At 59.5% G+C, this 17,725-nt stretch carries 11 protein-coding genes; 2 read left to right on the top strand and 9 right to left on the bottom strand.

Features of this window, described 5'->3' with window-relative positions:
- Positions 1–78 precede the first annotated feature (78 nt).
- From ACA053_RS29075 to ACA053_RS29060, 4 genes are all read right to left on the bottom strand, one after another.
- Positions 79–2,385 carry an autotransporter outer membrane beta-barrel domain-containing protein gene (locus ACA053_RS29075; RefSeq protein WP_497394246.1) on the bottom strand — a complete coding sequence of 769 codons (2,307 nt, stop codon included), beginning with the start codon at positions 2,383–2,385 and terminating at the stop codon, positions 79–81.
- Positions 2,386–2,583: 198 nt separating this feature from the next.
- Complete coding sequence (locus ACA053_RS29070) at positions 2,584–5,547, bottom strand: autotransporter outer membrane beta-barrel domain-containing protein (protein WP_497394245.1); 2,964 nt, start codon at positions 5,545–5,547, stop codon at positions 2,584–2,586.
- Between the two features lie 84 nt (positions 5,548–5,631).
- Positions 5,632–6,468, bottom strand: coding sequence for an amino acid ABC transporter permease (locus ACA053_RS29065; RefSeq protein WP_109626842.1), 837 nt, complete (start codon positions 6,466–6,468; stop codon positions 5,632–5,634).
- Entirely contained in the window at positions 6,465–7,286 is an 822-nt protein-coding gene (locus ACA053_RS29060; RefSeq protein WP_497394244.1) for an ABC transporter substrate-binding protein, read from the bottom strand. The genes ACA053_RS29065 and ACA053_RS29060 overlap by 4 nt, the downstream gene beginning before the upstream one ends.
- Before the next feature lie 111 nt (positions 7,287–7,397).
- Between ACA053_RS29060 and ACA053_RS29055 the strand changes: the two genes are divergently transcribed.
- Positions 7,398–8,297, top strand: a complete 900-nt coding sequence (locus ACA053_RS29055; protein WP_497394243.1) for a homocysteine S-methyltransferase family protein — start codon at positions 7,398–7,400, stop codon at positions 8,295–8,297.
- 117 nt (positions 8,298–8,414) lie between these two features.
- Here ACA053_RS29055 and ACA053_RS29050 read toward each other — a convergent pair whose 3' ends face one another.
- The 3 genes from ACA053_RS29050 to ACA053_RS29040 are packed head-to-tail and all read right to left on the bottom strand — an operon-like array spanning position 8,415 to position 10,183.
- Positions 8,415–9,086 carry a GNAT family N-acetyltransferase gene (locus tag ACA053_RS29050; protein ID WP_497394242.1) on the bottom strand — a complete coding sequence of 224 codons (672 nt, stop codon included), beginning with the start codon at positions 9,084–9,086 and terminating at the stop codon, positions 8,415–8,417.
- Positions 9,087–9,103: 17 nt separating this feature from the next.
- Positions 9,104–9,550, bottom strand: coding sequence for a GNAT family N-acetyltransferase (locus ACA053_RS29045; RefSeq protein WP_497394241.1), 447 nt, complete (start codon positions 9,548–9,550; stop codon positions 9,104–9,106).
- Positions 9,551–9,559: 9 nt separating this feature from the next.
- Positions 9,560–10,183, bottom strand: coding sequence for an FMN-binding negative transcriptional regulator (locus tag ACA053_RS29040; RefSeq protein ID WP_497394240.1), 624 nt, complete (start codon positions 10,181–10,183; stop codon positions 9,560–9,562).
- A gap of 90 nt (positions 10,184–10,273) precedes the next feature.
- On the opposite strand from ACA053_RS29040, the gene pdxR reads away from it, so the two are divergent.
- Positions 10,274–11,821 carry a MocR-like pyridoxine biosynthesis transcription factor PdxR gene (pdxR, locus tag ACA053_RS29035; RefSeq protein WP_497394239.1) on the top strand — a complete coding sequence of 516 codons (1,548 nt, stop codon included), beginning with the start codon at positions 10,274–10,276 and terminating at the stop codon, positions 11,819–11,821.
- A 75-nt stretch (positions 11,822–11,896) separates the two neighbouring features.
- Here pdxR and ACA053_RS29030 read toward each other — a convergent pair whose 3' ends face one another.
- A complete protein-coding gene (locus tag ACA053_RS29030) occupies positions 11,897–16,477 on the bottom strand; it encodes a hypothetical protein (protein ID WP_497394238.1) in 4,581 nt (1,526 codons plus the stop codon).
- Positions 16,478–16,622: 145 nt separating this feature from the next.
- Complete coding sequence (locus ACA053_RS29025; RefSeq protein WP_109626828.1) at positions 16,623–17,723, bottom strand: polyamine ABC transporter substrate-binding protein; 1,101 nt, start codon at positions 17,721–17,723, stop codon at positions 16,623–16,625.
- Between the last annotated feature and the right edge of the window lie 2 nt (positions 17,724–17,725).

The raw sequence follows: 17,725 nt of genomic DNA, 5'->3' as shown, positions 1-17,725 counted from the left end.
TTGTCCGGAGTTTCGCGTTGGCAAATGTGGGAGCGAGCCTGCTCGCTCCCACAGGGACTGCGTTGAGTCAGTTGTTGATCAGAACGTCATCCGCCAGTGACCTGTTACGCCATGATTGCGGCTGTCAGTGCCGATCTCGCCGATAAGGCCAACACCCAGCGAATGTTTCGCTGACAAGCCCAAGTCCAGCCCTGCATTAACCAGCAAGCTGTCACGGTCCAGCGGCGCACCGGATACGGTGAAGTTTTTTCCGCCCCTTACCAGTCGTTGGCGGGTATCGCTGTAGACGTCTCCATACGTGTGTTTCCAGCCGGCACTGAACCGCGGCGTCAGTTGCATGCCGTTATCCAGCGTGTTGACCTTCGCCAGACGCAGACCGAGTGTGCTGTTCATATTGTTCTGGGTCTGGCCGTGGACTTTAAGTGCGGCCGCGCCACCTTTTTCGGTGTAACCGTCGCGCTGATAGCGTTGATAGCCAACGCTGGCAAACGGTTCGATGCTGACATTGGCCCGACCGAGGTTGTAACCCACTTCCGCGAAGGCCTGCTGGGTGCTGGCGTCGTAACGGCCTTCGGGACGGTCACTGAAACCGTTGAAGGCAACCCGCCGTTTTGTGCTGCCGTCGTGATTGCTGTAGGTCGCGCCGAGGCGCAGCGACATGGGGCCGCTCTGGCGCAGCGCATAGGCGCCCAAGTGCCAACTGTCGAGATCGCCGTCGAGCTCGCGGCTGTCCAGGCGGGTCTCGGACTTGCCGCCCATCACACCGATACGCCATTCCTCATCAACGCGCCAATCCGCCCCCAGCACGAGACCTTTGGTCGACGTTTGCAGCGCATCGTGGTCGCGATCCAGCGTTCCGCCGTGCCCCAAGGCTTGCAGCCAGACCCTGCCGTTTTCTTCGTTGCCGACGGCCAGGCTTAGTGCGTTGGATCGGTTGCCGGGTTTGTTGTAGCCGCTGGCGCTGTCCAATTGGCGCATGGCTGAGAGCAGGGTGGCGCTGACCGGGCTGTCACTGTTCAGGGTGGCTTTGGCGAGGTTGGCGGTGTTGCCGCCAGCAAGCTGTTCAATTGCATGGGCGGCGATCACTTTGTTACTGCCGAGCAGGGCGTTGACAGCGGCGTTTGCGGGGGTAGTTGGTTTTGGTGTTGTGGCGACGGGATTGGTCGTTGTTGATGGCGCTGATGAGGCGGTACCAGGCGCATCGGTGGGGGATGGAGCAGAGGCTGTCGAGGGAGTTTCGGCGGGAGCGGTCTGCGTGGAGGCGGTGGCGGAAGAGTTGGTGCTTGCCGGTGGAGTCAGGGTTTCAGCGACAGCCAATGGATTTTCAGATGAGGTCTGCTCTTGCGGTATATCCTTCGGTTCTTCGATGCTTTGAGCGAACTCCTTTCCGTTATCGCTGATCGCAGCACTCTCGAGGGGCACATCGTTACGTGTGAAGATCAGATCGACTTTGTTTTCTGCGTATTCGAGCTTGGGCGTTAAAAAGGCAAGGTTATTGAGTACCTTTCCAAATTCACCTTCGACTTTTTTGGCAATAAGGATGGTGTTTTCGCTGATCAACGGGTAGTCACCGGGTGTTGCAACGATGTTCAGCGTGGCGCCACCAAGGCTGGCGGTGCCACCGACCCATATCGCTTCACTTTTGCGACCGGCATCGACCTCGTAGGTCAGTTCGGCCGTTTTCGAAAGCGTTAAGTCACCTGATACTTTCGGGGCACCGTGCATTTTGTCTGCGGAGAATTTCCCGTTTACCTCTAGAGCACCGACCAAGCCATTGCCGGCCAATACGCCATTTTCATCAATAACAACGTCACCTCGAATATCCCCCGAATTTTTCAGGATGCCTCCTGATTGCACTGTCACGCCGCCGCCAATCTTGCCAGTGTTGATAAGCGCTCCCTGAGCCAACGCTCCTCCTTCGATATGCCCATCGTTTATCAGTGTTGCTTTGGGACGAACCAGGACACCAGTGTTGAAGTCACCGGAACCATTCAAGGTCCAGGTACTTCGTTTAAGCTCCAAACCTTCGAAGCGATTAGTCTTGCCTAGCGTGCCGCCGCTCGCGGTGTCGAGTTGCAGGAAGTTGATACCGCCACCACCGTCAACCATTCCGGTGAGACTTCCGCGACCCGATACAATGACCAGCTCATTTTTGTCACCGAATTTCGGATTAACACCATCCGCTGTCTTGTTGATCGGGATCTTGATGGTGTCGGGATCAATAATGAATGCTTCAAGAGCCGCCAGGAGCTGATCCGGAGTTTCGGCCGCAGGATCAATGGTCTCGGCAGAGATCTGTTGGGCAAGTGAGATTTCGGTACAACCCAACGCAAGCGCAATGGCTAGCGCCAGATATTGTGGGCGAAACGTGTGTTGAACGGGCATCTGGTTTGACCTCAATTAACTGGAGGTCAAACTCTAAAGAGCGCGATTCTATGCCGATGTCAGTCGGTTCCGGCTCGTTTGCGGGCGGTGTCAGATCGTTGTGTAGAAAATAGCTGTTCGCTTGATTGAGAGGACTTTTGGCCGCCCGAGCGAAAGACCTTTCTTACAACTATTCAAGACGCCGCCGACTAGTGCTACTCAAAAACTCATCTGCCACTGCCCAATCACCCCATGATTGCGGCTGTTGCTCCCCATCTCCCCGCTATAACCCACCCCCACCGAATGCCGCGCTGAAATACCCAGATCCAGCCCGGCTTCCAGCACCAGACTGTCACGATCCAGCGAACTGCCATCGACACTGAACGCCGTTCCTCCGACTACAAATGCCTGGCGCGTCGAGTTGCTGACATCGCCATAGGTGTGTTTCCAGCCAGCGGTCATGCGTGGCGTCAGGCTCATGCCGTTCTCCAGCGAACTCAGGTGTGCCAGACGCAGGCCGAAGGTGCTGCTGAAGTTGTCCTGTGTTTCTTCGTCCACCTGCAACGCTGCGGCTCCACCTTTTTCCTGGTAGCTGTCGCGGTGATAACGCTGGTAGCCGAGGCTGGCAAACGGTTCGGCGCTGAGGCGACCGCTGCCCATCGCGTACCCGAGTTCGGCGAAGGCCTGTTGGCTGTCGGCGTCGTAATCGCCTTTTGGTCGGTCGCTGAAACCGTTGAAGGCGACAGTACGTTTGCTTTCGCCTTGATGGCCGCTGTACGCGGCGCCGAGACGCAAAGCGAAGGGTCCGCTTTGGCGCAAGGCGTAAACGCCGGCGTGCCAACTCTCGACGTTGCCATCGACTCCCGTGGCGTCCAGATCCGTTTTCGAATAGCCGCCGAGAACACCCAGGCGCCATTGCGGATCGAGCGCCCAATCAGTCCCGAGCACGGTGCCCTTGGTGCGTTGTTCCAGACCGCTGTTGCCGTGTTTGCCATCGAGCTTGCCGTAGCCGCCGATGGCTTGCAGCCAGAGTCGGCCTTGGGCGTTCGGGTCGTTGAGGTTGCGGGCTTCGGACGGGACGCCGGTGGCGGCGAGCACCGGGGTGTCGCGCTGATCCAGGGCAACCAGCAATCCTGAACCGCCGCTCATTTGTTGCATCGCCGACAGCATGCTGCCGCCAATCTGGCTGCTGGCACCGAGGGTGGCGCTGGTCAGGTTGGCGTTGCTGGCGCCGGCGAGTTGCTCGATCGCATTGCCGGCCGTGGTGCTGGTGGTGTTGAGCAATGCGTTGTAGAGCGCGTTGTTTTTACTCATCGAGGCCAGGCTGTTGGCGGCGTTGCTGCCGTTACCCGTGACCGCGAATTCGTTGAACGCGACATCGTTGCGCGTGTAGGTCAGGTCGACCTGGGTCGGGGTGTACGCGAGGGTCGGCGTGAGGAACGCGTAGTCGCTGGTGACTTTGCCGAAGGTGCCGTTGATGCTCGCGGCTTGCAGCACGGTGTATTGGCTTTGCCACGGATAGGTGCCGCTACCGGGGTTCACCGCCAAGGTTGCGCCGTTCAGGTTGGCCACGCCGCCGACCTTGACCGGCGCGCTGCTGCCATCGGCGTTGACGCCATAGGCCAAAGTGGAACCGCTGCTCATGGTCAAATCATGGGTGATGGTCGCCGTGCCGAGTTGAGTGTTGGTCCGTAAAGTCCCGTTGACCAGCAAGTTGCCCACCGAACCACCGCCGGCATACACACCGCCAGCGTCGACGGTCAGGTTGCCGGCGATGCCCCCCTGGTTGATCAGCGTCGAGCCGTTGCGCACCGCGCCGCCATCGCTGAAATCACCGCTCCCGGTCAGCGTCCAGGCACCTTGCTTGACCTCCAGCCATTCGAAGTTGCGACTCGCGCCGAAGCTGCCGCCCGCAGCGTCGTCCATCACCACGCGGTCGTCACCGCTGCCGCCGTCGACTACACCGACGAAGCGACTGCCGTTGCGCAATGTCAGGCTGTCGTTGCCTCCCCCCAGATCCAGCGCCAGGCCGTTGCTGCCGCTGATCGTGCCGCCGTTGATCACGTTGTCGGCGAACTCACCGACAAACTTCACACCGAAACCGTCGAGGCCCTGAATGGTGCCGAAGTTTTCCAGTGCGGTCGCGGCAACGCCTGATCCGCCGCTGCCATCGTCCACCAGAATCGCGCTGTTGGCGCCGGCGATCAGCGCGCCGTTGGCGTTCAACACATAGCCGCCGCCCAACGCGATGCCTTCACTGCCGTTAGCGAAACCACCCTTGTCGACACCCCCGGCGCCGATACCTTGAATGGTGCCGTAGTTCTCTATGTGGGCGAGATTGTCGATGTCCACGCCATCGCCGTCGCCATTAGGTTGCAGGCCCGAATAGGACCCGGTAATCGTGCCGTGGTTGATCACGGTGCCGTCGCCATCGGAGCCGAAACCCGAGCCATTGCGACCGGTGATTTGGCCGTAGTTGGTCAGTGTCGCGCCGAGGTCGGTGGTAATACCGTGGCGGCCGCCGGAAATGCTGCCGTAGTTGGTCACCGTCACGCCGGTCGCGGTATCGATGTCGATACCGTCGAACTTGTCGTCGGCGCTTCGAGAGTCGCCGGTAGCGATCTCGCCATAGTTGGTGATCGTCGCGTTGGCGCCGGTCTTCATGCCATCGCTGGCGTCTCCGCGAATCAATCCGCCCGCGCGGTTGATGATCGTGGTTTTGACCCCGGCACTGCGCAACGCATCCAGGTCCAGCCCTTGCCCGGTGGTGGAACGGATGATGCCGCTGTTATCGATCAGCAGGCTGCCGCTGACGAAGTTGCTGTCGATGCGCAGGGCGTCATTGAAACCAAGGATCTGCCCGCCAACGCGGTTGTAAATGCTGTAGTTGCGCGCTTGGGTCAGGTCGCCGCTGCTGTCGATCGCCCGGCCGCCGGTCGAGATGATCTTGCCCGCGTTATCGATCACCACGCCGGTGCCGCTGGTGCTGTCTTTCAGGCTCACAGTCTTGCCCGCATTGGTGATGCTGCCCGGCGCCGAGATCGTCAGCGTGTCGGCACCGCCGAGGGTTTGTGCGGCGGTGGTCGCAGTGTCGATTTGCACATTTTTGAAGGGGGCGGCGTGGGCGCCGGTGCTGATCAATAACGCGATGCAGAATGCCAGGCGCTGGTGAGAGAAGGGCATGTGAGACGGCCTTTTTGTTATAAGCGGGCCGTCTTGTATAGCGGAGGGTTTTTACAGAATGATGTCCATCCGTCAGCCTTCAGCCTAACTCCGACTCAAATACGCCTTCCCATAATGCCGCTCCATCCTTGCCTGAATCAGCTCCAGCCCGATCGACATTACCCAGTAAATAATCGCCGCCGTCGTCAGCATCTCGATATACCGATAGCTCGACCGCCCGTACGACTGCGCCAGAAACATCACTTCCCAAACCCCCATCACCGAGATCAGTGACGAGTCTTTGAGCATCGAGATGAATTGGTTGGTGGTCGGCGGGATGATGGTGCGCATGGCCTGGGGCAGGGTGACGCGCCAGAAGATCACTGTTTCGCGCATGCCCAGTGCCAGGGAGGCTTCGCGTTGTCCATGGGCGACGCCGAGGATGCCGGCGCGGAAGATTTCGCTGAGGTACGCGCCGTAGTTCAACGACAGGGCGATGATGCCGGCGGTGACTGCGCCGGGGACGATGCCCAGTTGCGGCAGGCCGAGGTAGATCAGCAGGATCTGGATCAGCAGCGGTGTGCCGCGAAAGAACGAGGCGTAGAAACTGGCGATGCCGAAGGCCACGGCGCTTTTCGACAGGCGCGCCAGGGCGGTGATGAAACCCAGCAGCGACGACGTCACGATTGAGGCCAGGCACAGAAACAGCGTCAGCGCCGCGCCTTGCAGGAAGCCGTTCGGCGCCAGGTGCAGGCCGATCAGGTTGGGCAGTTTGTCGAGGATGATCGAGAACTTCAGGTCGAAGCTCAGGAAGAAACTGGCGAACAATCCAAACATCGCCGCCCACGTCAGGTACAAGCGCGTGCGGAAACCGAAGAGGCGTTGCAGCCGCGACTCAGCCACCGGTTGTGGCGGTTGAGGAGGTGTCGGGAAAGAAGTCATTGGCTGATGTCGGCGCCGATCCATTTTTGCGAGAGTTTGCCCAGGGTGCCTTCCTGTTTCAGTTGCGCAAAGACCTCACGCACCTTGGCGTCCCACTGCGCGTCGCCTTTCTCGATGGCCACCGAGTTCGGCTCCGAGTACAGCGGCTCGCCGGCCAGCTTGAAGCGTTTGTCTTCGGTGAGGCGCGGTTGCGCGGTGACGAGGTTGGTGAGGATTGCATCCAGCCGCACGCCAGCGCCGAGGCCCAGGTCCTGGAACGCCACGTTATCGGTGTCATACGGCGCGATCTGCACATCCTCGAACGGGTACTGCAACTGGGTGTCTTCAGCACCTTCGATCACCAGGTTTTTGTTCAGGTAACTTTCGTAGCTGGACGCACTGGTGAGGCCGACTTTCTTGCCGCTCAGGTCCTTGGCGCTGTGAATGCGATCATCCTTGGCATTGACCACGATCACCGCTGGTGAGGCGTAATACTCGACCGGGAAATCGAAGACTTCAGCCCGTGCCTTGCTCGGCGTCATCGAGCAGACGCAGATGTCGTAGCGGCCACTCCAGCGTCCGGCGGCGATGACGTCCCAGGACGGCGTTTCCAGGCGCAGTTTGACGCCCAGTTTGTCCGCCACGGCTTTGGCTACATCGACGTCAAATCCGTCGAGCTGGTTCTGATCGTTGAGGAAAGAGAACGGTGGATAGCTTTCCATCAACACGCCCACCAGTTCTTTCTTCTGCTCGATGCGGTCTAGCGTGGCTCCGCCAAAGGCTTGGGTGGAGGCAGCCAGAATCGTCAGGCCCAGGGCCAGGAGTGGTTGAAATTTCACAGTCGATCCCTGAAAAAAAGTGGTTGTTATTAACCGAATGGTGCGTATTAAATAGTTATAAGCACGACTCTGATAGTGAGTTATTTTCATAAGCATATGAGTGAAAAGCATATGAGCGCAGGAAGCACGGTAATTCTGGATGGCGGCATGGGTCGTGAGCTGCAGCGCGCAGGAGCGCCGTTCAGACAGCCCGAATGGTCGGCGCTGGCTTTGAGCGAAGCGCCGCGGGCGGTAGAGGCGGTGCACGCGGCTTATATCGACAGTGGCGCCAACGTGATCACCAGCAACAGTTATGCGGTGGTGCCGTTTCACATCGGCGAAGAGCGTTTTGCAGCAGAAGGGCAGGCCCTCGCGGCGCTGGCCGGTGAGCTGGCGCGCCGGGCAGTAGAAGCTTCGGGCAAGGCTGTGCGTGTGGCCGGTTCGTTGCCACCGCTGTTCGGCTCCTATCGTCCTGACCTGTTTGATGCTGCTCGGGTGACAGAATTGCTGACGCCGTTGGTCAACGGGCTGGCGCCTCATGTCGACCTGTGGCTAGCCGAAACACAAAGCTCCATCGTCGAGGCGCGAGCAATCCACGCCGGCCTGCCCAAGGACGGAAAACCGTTCTGGCTGTCATTTACCTTGAAGGATGAAGACACGGACGAAGTGCCGCGTTTGCGTTCGGGTGAGCCTGTCGCTGAGGCCGCAGCGGTGGCTGCCGAGCTGGGTGTCGAGGCGTTGCTGTTCAACTGCAGTCAGCCAGAAGTGATCGGCGCTGCGATTGATGCGGCGCGGGAAACCTTCCAGCGTTTGGGGGTGAAGATCCACATCGGTGCGTACGCCAATGCCTTCCCGCCACAACCGAAAGAGGCCACGGCCAACGACGGTCTGGATCCGTTGCGTGAAGACCTCGATCCGCCGGGGTATCTCCAATGGGCGGCTGACTGGAAAGCGCGCGGCGCCAGTCATTTGGGCGGATGCTGCGGGATTGGGCCGGAGCATATTGCGGTGCTTGCCCAAAAGTTAGCGTGATGCCCATCGCGAGCAGGCTCGCTCCCACAGGATCTTCGGTTGGCCACAATGCCGTGGTCGTCGCAGGTCAAGTGTGGGAGCGGGCTTGCTCGCGAAGACGTCAGTACAGTCGACAAATTACCCGCGGCACTCAGCCAGTGTTTTCACCTGCCCGGAATCCGTCTGGTTTTCATCGGATAGCCACCGCTCAAAACCTGCGCCAATCGCCGGCCATTCTGAATCCAGAATCGAATACCACGCGGTGTCCCGGTTCTGTCCCTTGACCACCATGTGCTGTCGGAACACGCCTTCAAAACTGAACCCCAACCGCTCCGCCGCGTACTTGGAACGGGCGTTGCCGTTGTTGCACTTCCACTCCAGACGCCGGTAGCCCAACGCAAACGACTCTCTGGCCAGCAAGTAAACCGCCTCGGTACTTTTCGGCGAACGCTGCATCGGCGCACCGAAAGTGACGTGGCCGATTTCGATGCGACCTTGCGCCGGGACAATCGACATCAGACTCAGGATGCCCTGCACCTCACCGCTGGCACGGTCGATCACGCTGAAGAAATACGGGTCGCTGTTGGTCGCATGATTGTTCAACCAATCGTTGAAAGCGCTGCGTTCCGGAAAAGGACCGTAAGGCAAATAGTCCCAGAGTTTCGGGTCCGCTCCCGGGCCTTGCAGGGCTTTCCACAAACCCTCGGCGTGACGTGCCGGGTCGAGTTTTTCCAGGCGGATGAAACGCCCTTCAATGATTTTAACCGACGGCGCCGGGACGCCTTTCCAGTCTGCGAGTGAAGTCGACATGCTGTTCTCCTTGAACCTTAAAGGGCTTTGCGAAACTGGATGAAACCAGGGCGTTCGGCGATGCGCTCGTAAAGCTGGATCGCGGTGGCGTTGGTTTCGTGGGTCAGCCAGTGGACTTTGCAGCAACCGTCCGCCTGGGCGGTGGCGTAGACGAATTCGATGAGCTTGCGGCCGATGCCGGTGCCGCGGGTTTCCGGCGTTACCAGCAAGTCTTGAAGGTAGCAGGAGTTTTCGATGCTCCAGTTCGAGCGATGGTAGATGAAGTTCACCATGCCCACCGCGTTGCCATCGACCCACGCCAGCGCCGAATGAGTCGGTTCATTGCGGTCGAGCATGCGCTGCCAGGTGCTGTCAGTGACTGCATCTGGCAATTCGGTGTTGTAGAAGCGCAGGTAGGCTTGCCACAGCGGCAACCAGGCGGCGTGATCGTCCGCGCTGACCTGGCGAATTTCAATCTGACTCATGTTCATTCCTTAACGCATCAAGTGGGCGAGGGCCTGGTCGTGCACATCAGGGCTGGCGGCGAGCCCCTCGCGCACACCGGCGATGTCTGCGGTGCTGCGGTTCTGGCTGAGCTTGCGCTTGCCTTCCAGACGGTGGATCGGCAGGGCGAATCCGACGATGGCCTTGAGCATGCCGTCGATGTAATCAGCGGGTGCGTCTGCCACTTTCCATGGCTGAGCGCGGCCGGCTTCATGGCGATCGGTCAGCGCGCTGACCAGATTAAGCAGACGATCAGCGTCGGTGAACACTTCGGCCGTGCCGTATGCATGTACGGCGACGTAGTTCCAGGTCGGTACGACTTTGCCGTGCTCGGCTTTGCTCGGGTAAAACCCCGGGCTGACGTAGGCATCGGCGCCGGCAAAAATCACCAGCGCTTCGGCGCCATCCTGCAGTTCCTTCCACTGAGGATTACCCCGGGCGAAGTGGCCGTAGAGGGTGCCATTCGCGCCCTGTTCAGGATTGAATAGCAGCGGCAGATGACTGGCTTGCAGGCCTTGCTCGCCGTGGGTGACCACCATGGCGAGACGGGTGTCGAGTATCTGCTGCTGCAGTTCAGACAAATCTTTGATGGCAAAGCCGCTGGGGTTGTACATGGAAATATTCCTTGGCGAATGCGTCCATCCTAGGCAGGCTATTGGTCTGTTGTAAGAGCCATTAATGACCAATTTCATAGGTCCATTGTCATGAGCGAAGCGCCGCTTTCCTTGTCATTCAACCCCGCCGGTATCGAACTTGATCGTCGTCAGGGCTTGAGTCGCCAGCTCTATCAGGCATTGCGCCTGCGGGTGCTCGACGGACGCCTGGCCAGTGGCACGCGATTACCGGCCAGCCGGGATCTGGCGGCGGCGCTGGCGATTTCCAGAAACAGCGTGGTGCGAGCCTACGATCAACTCTATGCCGAGGGGTTTATCGAGGGGCGAGTCGGTGACGGGACTTACGTTGCGCAACTGCCTCAAACCGTGGCAACGGCAAAAAAATTATCCACAAAAGTATCCACAGGGTTGTCAACAGGGTTACCCACAGCCTTATCCACAAATTGGCTTGATTTGCCTGTGGTTTCATCCAGTAAAGTTATCCACAGCGGTGCGTTGGGTCGGGTCGAGAGCAACCATTTGCCGACCCCGCCGAGTGGTCCGCCCAAGGCCTTTCGGGTCGGCGTGCCGGCATTCGATCTGTTTCCTTTCGAGGTGTGGGCCAAGCTGAATGCGGCTTTCTGGCGCAAACCGGATTTGCAGCAGCTCTGTTACGGCGATCCGGCGGGCGACGAGCGTTTGCGCGGCATGATTGCCGCGTATTTGCGCAGTTCGAGAGGAATGCAGTGTTCGGCTGAGCAAATAGTGATCACCAGTGGCGCGCAGCAGGGGATTAGCCTTTGTGCACAGCTGCTGGTGGAGCCGGGCGATGGGGTGGCGATTGAGAATCCGGGGTATCGGGCGGCAGGTCATGCGTTCGCCGTGGCCGGTGCGAAACTGCATGGCGTGGCGGTGGACAGCGAGGGCATTAACTGCAACGAATTGAATGGCCTCAGCGATTGTCGGTTGGCGTATGTCACACCGTCGCATCAATACCCGACCGGCGTGGTAATGAGCCTGGCGCGTCGCCTCGAGTTGCTGGCGTGGGCTGAACGCACCCAAGGCTGGATCGTCGAGGACGACTACGACGGCGAATACCGCTACAGCGGCGCGCCGCTGGCTCCGTTGGCGGCCCTCGATCGGCAGGGGCGAGTTTTGTATGTCGGGACGTTTGGCAAAGTCGCCTTCCCGGCGCTAAGGCTGGGTTATCTGGTGCTGCCGCCCGGTTTGGTTCAGGCCTTCTCGCAACGGCGAGCGGTGGACGTACGGCATTCTGAGGTGAGCACTCAAGCGGTCATGGCCGAGTTCATGGCCGCCGGGCATTTCCAGCGACACATCCGCCGCATGCGCCGTGCGGCCCTGAGCCGACGCAATACCTTATTGGCTGGTTGGCCGCAGAACATCCCCGGCATCGGTAGCTTGCCGAGTGTCGCGGCAGGGCTGCACCTGACGGTGGCGGTCGACTCGCAGGCCCGTGAGCGCGAGTTGGTGGAGCAAGCGGCCAGCGTCGATGTCGAGATCAATGCGCTGAGCAGTTACTGGTTGCCGGATTCGACACTACCAGCGGACCAGCGCGCCGGGCTGGTCCTGGGTTTCGCGGCGGTGCCCGAGGCTGCGATCCGTGCCGCACTCGGGCGTCTGGAAAAGGTCTGGCGTTAAGCGCATTGCACGTCAGTTCCTGGCCTGAGGTTCCAGCTCCAGAAACAGTTTGCGCAGGTCATCGTTTTCGAAAGCTCACGTTCTGGAGACCATGGGTTTTACCTTTGGCAAAAACAGCGCTTTGGCCAGTTGAGAGCTGATTTCGCTGCGATTGATCGCGATCAATTCGTTGTTGGTATGGGCTGTTTGCCAATCAAATGCACCACCCAGTGTTCGTTGCGCGACAGTTTTCAGATGGGCAGCGGTATACCCTCCGACTGCTGCGTCGGGCTTGGGGTAATGAAAGTGGGCGTACCAAAGCACATTCCCGGTGGCAGAGTCACGAATTTCATACTCGTCGAAATAGTCCTTCCTGCGCTTTGTCTGTTTTCGACCGGCGTTCTTGACGATATTCACCAAGCCTCTTTCGTGCAGCCAATCAACGCGAGGCGCAGTGGGGAGTTGTCGCTTGATCATGTCGATCCGGGTCGCACGGCCCTTTTCGTAGAAGCGGGTCGCCTCTTCGTTGAGGATCTTGGCGATGTTGGCGCCCGAACCCGGCCCGCTGTCGGTGAGGTTTTTATCGGTCAGGGCCCTTTCGATGGCATCGGCGGCGGCTTCCAACTGGCGGGCCTGTTGATGAAACATGTCTTCGATTTCCACCGGGATACGCCCTGCCCGTTGTGCAATTGCCTCGGTGCGGCGGGTAAATGCCCCTGATCGATCCAGCAGTGACTGACCCGCCTGAATGCTGGCAGCCAAATCCGGGCGTGGGGTTGTCGGCACTTTTGTCGCGAGCGGCACATGTTCGAGCCACACACCGGGGGTTTTTTCGTGAAAGGTCGCGATGACTTTGTGGGTGAGCGGCGAAGTGACGTCGATCAGGTCGGTGTCATCCGCGGCTGCGCGGTCGCGGAGCTTGCCGACCACCGTGCCCTTGAAGCGAGTTTTGATCAGGCGTCTGGTGGACGGAGCAGGGCGGGAAGGCCCCGGAGTCGGCTCCAGCAATCGGCGCTCATGCAACAGGCCCACCAGATGATTCATGCTCTGTTCCTTGAACGTTTCGATTCGCTGGCGCATGAGATTGAGTGGCGGCTGCAGCAGCTGTTGCGGATATTCTTCGGGCAGATCGAGAATCCGTAGGTCCAGGGTCGCGAACTGTTCCACCAGATCATTGAAACCGTCGATCCGTTCGAGCAGTGGTAGCGCACTGTCTTCGGCAGCAAGGTCCAGCGAGGACTGGATGGTGAGGCCGGCATCTTCGACTATCTGTTGCATGGCCTGGCGAGCCAGCGGGGTGGCGACAGTACCGCTGTCGCTGAGGCATAGCTCCTGAGCCAGGCTGATCTGGAACAGTTTCAAGTCGTGCAGACTGAACGACGGTAGCAGGGCCCTGTATTCCCGCGCCGCTTCTGCCCCTTCTTTGCCCAGTCGCAGCAGTTCTTCGATGCGCGCATGGGCGAACTCGATCTTGTCGATAACCCCCTGGGTCATGTCGCTGGTGAGTTGATGTGTCTGGCGGGGCGACTGGGCGCCCGCGGTTGTCTCGTTGTCCAGAAGGGCGAGGGACTGGCGCATACGCTCACCGAACTCACGGTTTTGCCGCTCGAACCATTTCTGCGTCAGTGACAGTTGATAATCCAGGCAGCTGACCATTACCGGGCGGTAGTTGGAGATGGTCTCGAGGGCGTTGTAAGTCTTGAGCTGCTCGATATAGGCGCCATATTCCGTCAGCTGTGAATTCAATACGTCGATCAAGGGCTGGCGATTGGCGTCGGCCGTTTTTTCCACGGCATCGAGCTCTTTTTTCAAGCCCGGCTTACGGACATCGAATGCGGTCAGTTGCCGTTTCAAGTCGTCCTTGTGCTGTTGGTTTTTGCGTTCGATTTCCCTTCGATTCCTGCCGCCGCCGCGCAGTCTCAGGCGCGTGTCGATGAACCATTCACCCTTCGCCGAATGGATCAAGAGAGGGCCTGTTGTGGCGGGCGTTTGCCGTGAGTCGATGATCTGCACATCATCGTTGTCGTCCAGCATGACTTCGAACCAGCGCTGACCGACCTTGGCATACCATTTCTGATTCAGTGGGCTCAGGAATCGGTGACGGCCGGTTTCGGTCGAGGACTCTTTCAACGCCGCAGGTTTTTCAATCGCCAGCCCGTCCAGCAGGGTGGCCAATGAATCCGGCATCAGCACGCCGTGGATATGCACGGATGTTTCATGGTTGGCGGGTAAATAATCGGCGGCGAGATCGGGTAGTTGCGTCACGGTAATCTTTGGCGCCGGCAGCGGCGTTACAGCGGGTGTCGGGCTCTTTTCCACAGCGCGCACCGCGGGTTTGTTGCGAGTAGCCGCGCGATGGGCAAGCACCATGCCCAGGGACAGAAACAGATCCGTCAGTGCGGCCCATGCCTGATCGTTGTCATCCGCTTGCCCGGCTTCATTGGCCTGGTGCAAGTCGTCCATGATTTGCCATATCCAGGCAGCCGTTGCGCCCGTGCGCCCGAAAAAGGGAAGTGCCACATTGAACAGCATCCATGCGCCCTGTTTGAGCGTGGCCCAGCGACGTTCAGCATTGGAGACCGCTTGGCGGTCGGCCAGGGTGACCAGCGCATTGGCGTTGTCGGTGAACAGTGTCTGCGCAGACGGTTCGACGACAGGCGTCGCACTCAAGCTAAGCGCGCCCATCATGCCCAGTGCCGAGGTGGGGTCGGTCAACCATTGCGACAGCGTCCAGGCAGAAGGCAATTGACCAGGAAACACATATTGCGAGTAGTTGAAGTGCACGTCTTCCGGCAGCCAGGCCAGCACTGACTGGCGCAGCGCCTTGTTGTGCTTGATCGCATATAACAGGTTCGCCTCGCCGCCATATTGAACCAGCGGAAGATCCAGCAGCGGCCGATACAGGAGGCAGGGTCCTTTATCAGTCAGTCGCGGTCCGATCACAAACATGTTGGTCACAACGTCGGCCTTGCTGTCGGTACGTCCCCCGGGAATGAATGCCAGCGGACGAATGACGATTTCCAGCCCGTCGACGTATCGATCTGCCGCCTTTTCCTGCATGGCCGCGACTGCATAACGGTAGCCCTGTTCGTCGATGCCAGCCTCGCCACGAACCTTGAGTTGGAGTGCCTGAAGCGGCAGTTGTATGCGCAGGTGGCGGGTGTAGAGGTTCTGTCGACGCAGGCTTTCCGTGGGTGCGGCGAGGAGTTTGCTTTTGATCAGGCTGGGGTAGGTTTGCCCGATATTCACTGTGGTGACCAGGTCTTCCAGGTAGGACGGTGTCATCCACGCGGGCGCCGCTTCACCGCTTTTGTATTGCACCGTCTTGTTGCCTGGTGGCGAGTCAATCAGGTTTTGCAGTGCCAACTCCACCAGCGTCAGCGTGAGGGTCCGGGTTTTGCCGGGTACGATGATCGCGCCGAGGACGACGAGACTGGTGATAGTGACTTCGATGTCCTTCAATTTCAGCTTTGTCGCGGCCGTCTGATTCTCGATCTTGTTGTCCTTGATCATCTGATCGGTCAGCGCTTGCAAGGCAAAGTCAGGAAGAGAGGGGATGCCCTCATCGAAGGATTTGCCGGCGTCCTGTTCCCGTAGCAGCGCGAGGTCCATCAAGTGTCGGCTGTAGCGGGTCAGGTCTGTGGGTGACGCATTGGTCAGCCAGTCTGGCAACAGACCCTGGATCTGGCTGAAACGTGAAGAGGGCTGTTCGTGATAGTCCGTGAAATGTTTTGCTGCGGCGCTCACCTGCGGGGCAAGGGATGGCGTCAGTGCAGCAACAGCGCCACCGAGTAAACCGATGGCATCGACCTCGAGCGCAATCAGTGCACAGGCCTGATGATCAAAAAAATCTCCGGTGGGTTCGTACAGGCGCCATTTCAGCGTGCGATCACCTTTCGAGGCAGCAATGCGCCCGGCCAGCGTTTCGCCCAATGACGCCAGTGAGTCGTAGTGCCTGAAGCCTTCTGCGATCGAATGGGTCACGACGATTGTGCGTTCACCGTGGGTGCCCATCACCACCGAGGTGTCCAGCAGTCTCAAGTGATGGGTGGTCTGATTGTCGAGACAGTCGACGTCAATCAGGCAGGCCTTGATTGCGTATTTGTCATGAGGTTGCCGTTCGGTCTGTTGTGGGTAACCGTAGACGGCGAGGGCAATGGCCCGCTGGTCTTCGTCCCAGCCGGCCTTTTCGTCGACGTTCCAGATGTTGCGCAGCGCACCGGAGAGTTGATGCCAGCGAGGTGTCGAGGCCGCTGTGGGCTGGTTCCAGTAATCGAGTTGCTGTTCCTGATAGGCCACGAACAGCAGCCTGGCCAGTTTGTTGAGCTGGCACCCAAGGGTATCGATCTTTACCGGCAGATGAATGGCCGAGTCGACAGCCGATGGCAGGGTCAGAAAATGTTCCCCGTCGATGTAGGTCACCGTCGTTCCGGATAAACCGAGCCGCACCAGCACGTCAGTGAGGGACTCGATCCGGTTGCTGCCCGGCCTGGCCTGTTCGCCGGCGAGTGTCCAGACGGGCGTCACCACCACAGCCAGGTTCGGGTCGATGTGCAGGTGTGGATACGCGGTGTCGAGGGCGGAGCGCAATGAGGCTGAAGCGACTTCCCTGATCGAAGGGCCGGTCACCAGTTGGGTCAGTATGTCTTCAGAGATGTTGGAGGGAGTCTCGGGCATGGCCGTTTCCTGTTGCCGGTGAAGCGCCGATGGGGCAGCGCTGTGTTCGGTCAAGGTAGAGGGCCGTCGAGGGCTGAAGGTGGTAGATATGTATCGCAGGCAAAAAAAGACCCGCCATCGCGCGGGTCTTTGATTTGGCGGGTGATCAGGTCCCTGACTTGATCTTGGTCCAGGCTCGCGTGCGCGCACGTTCAGCATCGCGCGGCAACGGTTGCAGGGTGTACAGCGTGCCCATCGCCGCTTCGGTCGGGTACAGGTTCGGGTTGTTGCGGATCGCCGGGTCGACCATTTCCGTGGCGTCCTTGTTCGGGTTCGGATAGCCAACGAAGTCGCTGACCGGCGCGATCACTTGCGGTTGCAGCAGGTAGTTGATGAAGGTGTAGGCGTCTTCCGGGTTCTTCGCACCTTTGGGAATGGCGAGCATGTCGAACCAGATCGGCGCGCCTTCTTTCGGCAGGCGCATGTCGACGATCACACCGTTCTTGGCTTCCTTGGCGCGGTTGGCGGCCTGGGAGAAGCTGCCGGAATAACCGACCGCGACGCAGATGTCACCGTTGGCGATGTCAGCCATGTATTTGGAGGAGTGGAAGTAGGTGATGTACGGCCGGATTTTCATCAACAGCGCTTCAGCCTTTTCGTAGTCCGCCGGCTTCTTGCTGTTGGGGTCCAGGCCGAGGTGTTGCAGGGCCAGCGGCAGGATCTCCGACGGCGAGTCGAGCAGGGCGACGCCGCACTGCTTGAGCTTGCTGATGTTCTCTTCCTTGAAGATCAGGTCCCAGCTGTCCACCGGTGCATTGTCGCCCAGGGCGGCTTTGACCTTGTCCGGGTTGAAGCCGATCAGGATGGTCCCGTACATGTACGGCACGGCGAATTTGTTACCCGGATCGTTGCCTTCCAGCAGCTTCATCAGCTTCGGATCGAGGTGGTTCCAGTTCGGCAGTTTGCTGCGGTCCAGCGGCTGGAACACGCCGGCTTCGATCTGCTTGGCGAGGAACACGTTGGACGGCACCACCACGTCGTAGCCGGAGTTGCCGGTCAGCAGCTTGGCTTCGAGTGCTTCATTGGTGTCGAAGATGTCGTAGACCAGTTTGGTCTGGGTGTTCTGTGCCTTGAAGTCTTCCAGCGCCTTGGGGGTGATGTAGTCGAACCAGTTGTAGACGCGCAACGTTCGCTCTTCAGCGTGGGCGGCGCCACCGAGCACCGTGGCGCACAGCACCGGTGCAATAAAACGCTTGAGTCTGTTCATTG

Source organism: Pseudomonas sp. LBUM1672, assembly GCF_059695655.1.
Note: the sequence above shows the minus strand (reverse complement) of the source record. Positions and strands in the feature narration are given on the sequence as shown.